This window comes from uncultured Streptomyces sp. (assembly GCF_947488945.1).
In the GTDB taxonomy this organism is placed as follows: Bacteria; Actinomycetota; Actinomycetes; order Streptomycetales; family Streptomycetaceae; genus Streptomyces.
The window spans coordinates 1-6,644 of record NZ_CANLBS010000049.1 but is presented as its reverse complement, the minus strand read 5'-3'; the positions used below and the strand labels follow the sequence as shown (position 1 = coordinate 6,644).

Sequence of the window (6,644 nt, the reverse complement as noted above, 5' to 3'; positions counted from 1 at the left end):
GCCGAGGTGGCACTGCCGGACGAGCACGCCGACTCTGCCGGCGCGTTCGCCTTCCACCCGGCACTGTTCGACGCCTCACTGCACGGCGGCCTCGACCGGCTGGGCAGCGGCGAGGGCGACAGCGGCGATGGTTCGGCTCACCTCCCCTTCTCCTGGTCCGGCGTCCGCTTCGAGCACACCGGTGCCTCGCGCGTACGGGTCCGGATCGGGTCCGCGGACGAGGACGGGCTGCGGATCGACATCGCCGACGAGTACGGCACGCCGGTCGCCTGCATCGAGAAGCTGGCCTTCCGGCCGATCGACCAGGCGCAGCTTGAGGGGGTGCGGCAACCGGGCAGCAGTTCACTGTTCACGGTGGACTGGACCGCCCTCACCCCGCCCGCCGGCGCTCCCGCCGTCGTCCGTACAGCAGTGCTGGGCGCCCCGGCGCGGTCCGACGAGCGGTATCCGGATCTGGACGCGCTCGTCGGGACCCTGGTGGAGGGGGCTCCGGTACCCGATCTGGTCGTGGCCGCCGTGGAGGGCGAGGGGGACGGTTCCGGGGATCCCGGCAAGGCCGCGCTGACCGCCGCCACCCGCACCCTGGAACTTCTTCAGGGCTGGCTGGCTGAGGACCGGCTCGCCGATGCGCGCCTGGTGATTGTGACCCGGCGTGGTGTGACGGTCGGGGACGAGGTGCCGGACCTTGCCCAGGCACCCGTCTGGGGCCTGGTGCGCAGCGCCCAGTCCGAGCACCCGGGACGATTCCTGCTGGTCGATCTGGACACGGACGGTAGCGAGAAGCCCGTCGGCGATGCCCCCGAGTGGGACGTGCTCGCCACCCTCGACGAACCCCAATCGGCTCTCCGTAACGGGCAGATTCTGGTGCCGAGGTTGCAGCGGGCCGCTGCCGCCACGGCTGCCGCACCTGCGCTCGACCCGGACGGGACGGTTCTGATCACGGGTGGTACGGGTGGTCTGGGTGCGCTCTTCGCCCGGCACCTGGCCGAGCAGCACGGTGCCCGGCATCTCGTGCTTCTCAGTCGTCGTGGTCCGGACGCACCCGGTGTGGCCGATCTGATCGGGGAGTTGGCGGTGCTGGGTTGTGAGGCCCGTGCCGTGGCTTGCGACGTGTCCGATCGTGAGGAGCTCGCCGCGCTCATAGCCTCGTTGGAACGGCCACTCACCGCCGTGATCCACGCGGCCGGTGTCCTGGACGACGGCGTCGTCGAGTCGATGACCGCCGAGCAGCTCGGCCGGGTCATGCGGCCGAAGGTGGACGCCGCGCTGCACCTGCACGAACTGACCGCGGGTATGGAGCTGTCGGCGTTCGTCCTCTTCTCCTCCGTCGCCTCCCTCGTGGGCAGCCCCGGCCAGGCCAACTACGCTGCCGCCAACGCGGTCCTCGACGCGCTCGCCGGACACCGGCGCGCCGCTGGGCTGCCCGCCGGTTCGCTGGCCTGGGGCCTGTGGGCCGAGGCCGGTGGCATGGCCGGTGGCCTGGGGGCGGCGGAGCTGGCGCGCCTCGAACGGATGGGAGTCGGCGCCCTGCCGACCGAGCTGGGTCTGGACCTCTTCGACCAGGCCCGACAACTCGACGAGGCACTACTGGCCCCGGTGCGGCTGGACCTCGCCGCCCTCCGCGCGCAGGCCAGGGCCGGATCGCTGCCGCCGCTCTTCCGCGGCCTGGTGCGGATGCCCGCCCAGCCGGTGCAGAGCATGGAAGTGCCTCTCGCGCAGCGGCTCGCGGGACTTCAGGAAACCGAGCGGCAGCAGGTCGTGCTCCAGCTCGTCCAGGGGCAGGTCGCGGCCATCCTCGGCCATGCCTCCCCCGGAGCGATCGCCCCGGACCGGGCGTTCAAGGAGCTGGGCTTCGACTCCCTCGGCGCGGTCGAGCTGCGCAACCGGCTCACCCGGGCCAGCGGCGTACGGCTTCCCGCGACCCTCGTCTTCGACCACCCGACCTCCGGTGCGGTGGCCCAGCTGATCCTCGCCCAGGTCGGCGGCGATGTGGCGCCGCCTTTCGAGCAGGAGCTGCGGCGGTTGGAGGACACCTTCGAGGCCATGATCACTTCGGTCGCGGCCGGTGAGAGGCAACGCGTGGCCGGACGGCTGCGCACGCTGCTGGACCGGCTCGGCGAGGGAGACCGGCGTGCCGATGAACGAATCGACGTGAACGAGCGCTTCGAGGCTGCCTCGACGGCGGATGAGGTACTCCGCCTGATCGACGCCGAGTTCGGCGAGGCGTGAACAGTGCAATCGCAGGCTCAGACCACCCAGGGGGACACCACCATGAGCGTTGAAGGCAACGACCCGCAGCAGGAGAAACTGGTCCGGTACCTGAAGCGGGTAGCCGTTGACCTCAACGAGACCCGCGCCCGGCTCCAGGAGTACGAGGACCGGGCCGGCGAGCCTCTCGCCATCGTCGGGATGAGCTGCCGCTACCCGGGTGGCGTGGCCTCCCCGGACGACCTGTGGAAGCTGGTGGCCGACGGGCGCTCCGGCACCGGGGAGTTCCCCGACGACCGGGGCTGGGACATCGAGAACCTCTACGACGCCGACCCCGACCACCCCGGCACCTCCTACACGCGCGGCGGCGGATTCGTGGACCGGGTCGCTGAGTTCGACGCGGACTTCTTCGGCATCAGCCCGCGCGAGGCCCTCGCGATGGACCCGCAGCAGCGGCTGCTGCTGGAGACGGCGTGGGAGTCCTTCGAGGACGCGGGCATCGACCCGGCCTCGCTGCGCGGCTCCGACACCGGTGTCTTCTGCGGTGTGATGTACCAGGACTACGGGTTCGTCGCCGGGGAGAGCGACCGGCGCTCCGACATCGAGGCCTATCTGACGATCGCGTCCGCGGGCAGCGTCGCCTCCGGGCGCGTCAGCTACACCTTCGGCTTCGTCGGACCGGCGGTGTCGGTGGACACCGCCTGCTCGTCCTCGCTGGTCGCCCTGGATCTGGCGGCCAAGTCCCTTCGCGCACAGGAGTGTTCACTGGCGCTGGTGGGCGGGGTGACCGTCCTCTCCCGGCCGAACGTCTTCGTGGAGTTCAGCCGCCAGCGCGGCGTCTCCCCGGACGGCCGCTGCAAGGCGTACGCGGCGGCAGCCGACGGTGTCGGCTGGGCCGAGGGTGCGGGGCTGCTCGTACTGGAGCGGTTGTCCGACGCCCGCCGCAACGGTCACCGTGTGCTCGGCGTCGTACGCGGCACCGCCGTCAACCAGGACGGTGCCAGCAACGGCCTCACCGCCCCGAACGGCCCTTCCCAGGAGCGGGTGATCCGCCAGGCCCTCGCCAACGCGGGGCTGACCGCCGCCGACATCGACGCGGTGGAGGGCCACGGGACCGGAACCCCGCTCGGCGACCCGATCGAGGCCCAGGCCCTGCTCGCCACGTACGGGCGGGAGCGCGGCGACGGACCGCTCAGGCTCGGCTCCGTCAAGTCGAACATCGGGCACACCCAGGCCGCTGCCGGGGTGGCGGGCGTCATCAAGATGGTGATGGCGATGCGGCACGAGACGCTGCCCGCCACCCTCCACGTCGACGCACCGTCCCCGCACGTGGACTGGGACGCGGGCGAGGTGCGGCTGCTCACCGCCGCCGAGCCCTGGCCGGCCACCTCCGACCGTCCGCGCCGGGCCGGTGTCTCCTCCTTCGGGGTCGGCGGTACGAACGCGCACGTCATCATCGAGGAGCCGCCCGCGCCCGCGCAGGCGGACGCCGCCGAGGCCGACGGGGAGCCCACCGGGACCGCTGCCGACATGCAGCCGGTCGGAACCGGCACCCACACCGGCAGCGCGGGGCAGACGGCCCTCCAGCACGTCAACGGTGTCCCGGCCGCCGTGCCGGTACTCCTCTCCGCCCGCAGTGACGCGGCCCTGCGCGCCCAGGCCGACCGGCTGCGCGGCCATCTGATCGCCCAGCCCGAACTCAGCCTGCTCGACGTCGGCTTCTCCCAGGCCACCACCCGGGCACACCTGGACCACCGCGCGGCCGTCGTCGCCACCGACCGGGGCGCGCTGCTGACCGGGCTCGCCGCCCTGTCGGCCGCCGAGCCCGCCGCCCACGTCCTCGAAGCCCCCGCGACCGGCGGCAAGGCAGTCTTCGTCTTCCCGGGACAAGGCTCCCAGTGGGAACGCATGGCGATGGAGCTGCTCGATTCCTCGCCCGTCTTCGCCGACGAGATCGCCGCCTGCTCCAAGGCGCTGTCCCCGTACGTCGATTGGCGGTTGGAGGACGTACTGCGCGGCGACCCCGGAGCCCCCTCCTTGGAGCGCGTCGACGTCGTCCAGCCCGCCCTGTTCTCGGTGATGGTGTCCCTGGCCCGGCTGTGGCGTTCCAACGGCATCGAGCCCGCCGCCGTCCTCGGCCACTCGCAGGGCGAGATCGCCGCCGCGTACGTCGCGGGCGGACTGTCCCTGGACGACGCCGCCCGCATCGTCGCCCTGCGCAGCCGCGCCGTCGGCGAACGCCTCGCCGGAGGCGGCGGCATGGTCTCCGTCTCGCTTCCGGTGGGCCGGGTCGAAGAACAACTCGTCCCCTACGACGGCCGCGTGTCCGTCGCCGCCGTCAACAGCGCCGCGAGCGTCGTCGTCGCCGGTGAGCCCGGGCCCTTGGACGAGCTGATGGTCATATGGGAGCGGGACGGCGTGCGGGCCCGGCGAGTCCCCGTGGACTACGCCTCCCACTCCGCGCAGGTCGAGATCATCCACGACGAACTCCTCGAACTGCTCGCGCCCATCACCCCGCGCACCGGTGACATCCCCTTCTACTCGACCGTCGAGGGCGAGTTCATCGACACCGCTCGGCTCGACGCCGACTACTGGTACGCCAATCTGCGCGGCCGCGTCGGTTTTGAACCGGCCGTCCGCGCTCTGGTGGACAACGGCGTCAACTGCTTCATCGAGACCTCCCCGCACCCCGTCCTCACGATGGCGGTCGCCGAGACCTCCCAGGGACTCGAGGCCGCCGAAGAGGTCAGGGTCATCGGCTCACTGCGTCGCGGCGAAGGCGGCCCCGAGCGGTTCGCGACCTCGCTCGCCGAGGCCCACGTCGCCGGAGCACACCTTGACTGGCACACCTTCTACGCCGGTACCGGCGCCCAGCGCGTCCAGCTGCCGACGTACGCGTTCCAGCGCGAGCGCTTCTGGCCCACACGCGGCACCGGCACCGGCGACCTGACCGCCGCCGGACTCGGACGGCTGACGCACCCGCTGCTCGCGGCCTCCGTGCGCATCGGCGACCGCGACGAGTGGGTACTCACCGGGCGGATCGCTCAGAACACCCATCCGTGGACCCAGGACCACGCCGTCCTCGGCACGGTCATCGTCCCCGGCGCCGCTCTCGTCGAACTCGCACTCACGGCCGGCCGCACCGCGGGCGCCCCCGTCGTGGACGAGATCATCCTCGAAGCCCCGCTGATCCTCGCGGACGACACGGCCCGGCAGCTCCAGGTCACCGTGAGCCCGGCCGGTGAGGACGGCCGCCGGGAAGTGGCCGTCTACTCCCGCCCCGAGACCACGGGCGAGATCGCGGGCGACACCCCGGACGAGGCGGACGACCAGACCCGGATCGTCCGCCATGCCCACGGATGGCTGACGGCCGAGGCCGGACCCGTAGCGCCGTTCCCCGCGACCTGGCCGCCCACCGGCGCGCAGCAGATCGCGACCGACACCCTCTACGACCGACTGGCCGAAGTGGGGTACGAGTACGGCCCCCTCTTCCAGGGGCTGCGCGCCGCCTGGCGCGACGGTGAACAGGTCTACGCCGAGGTGGCCCTCCCCGAGGACACCGGCGACGAAGGCTTCGGTATCCATCCCGCACTGTTCGACGCCGCGCTCCACGGTGGACTGCTGGAGAAGGAAGCGGGTTCCTCGGCGGACCTGCCGTTCTCCTGGTCCGGCGTCCGGCTCGGACACGGCAGCGGCACGACCCGCGCCCGGGTCCGGCTCCGGCCGGCCGGAGCCGACGGCGACTCCGGGATCCGCATCGACGTGGCCGACGAGACCGGCGCCCCCGTGGTGACCGTCGACGCCCTGGCCGTACGCCCCGTGGACCAGGCGCAATTGGAGAGGGCGCAGGGCGGCAGCGGCGACCGCTCGCTGTTCCAGGTGGAGTGGGTCGTGCTGCCCGAGGCCGACGGTTCGCCGGGTGGTTCGGTGGACCGGGTCGCGGTGCTGGGTGACCTGGTGGCCCCGGGTGAGCGGTTCGCGGACGTGGAGGAGTTGGAGGCGGCGATCGCCGCGGGTACGGCGGTGCCGGAAGTGGTTCTGGTCGAGGCCGGGGTCGCCGCAGCCGACAGGGAGAGCGCGTCGGCGGCCCGGGAGATCACGGCGAAGACGCTGGAGCTGGTGCAGCGGTGGGTCCGCAGCGAGACCCTCGCCGAGGCGCGGCTCGTCGTCGTGACGCGCCGGGGTGTGGCCGTGGGCGAGGAGACGACGGACCTCGCGGTCACCCCCGTGTGGGGATTGATCCGCAGCGCCCAGTCGGAGCACCCGGGCCGGTTTGTGCTGGTGGATGTGGTGGGTGAGGTTCCGGACTGGGGTGCGTTGGTCGCGGTGGGGGAGCCGCAGGTCGCGGTGCGTGACGGGGTGTGTGTGGTGCCTCGGTTGGGGCGTGTGGGTGCGGGTGTGGGTCCGGGTGGTTTGTGGCGTCTGGGTGTGGAGCG

2 protein-coding genes are annotated in these 6,644 nt (G+C 72.5%); both read left to right on the top strand.

Annotation, left to right across the window (positions count from 1 at the left end):
• Nucleotides 1–2,229 (top strand): SDR family NAD(P)-dependent oxidoreductase (locus Q0994_RS33675; protein WP_299542498.1); only part of this gene is annotated, 2,229 nt, incomplete at its 5' end.
• 42 nt (nt 2,230–2,271) lie between these two features.
• The coding region (locus Q0994_RS33670; RefSeq protein ID WP_299542496.1) for a type I polyketide synthase at nt 2,272–6,644 on the top strand (4,373 nt) is incomplete at its 3' end.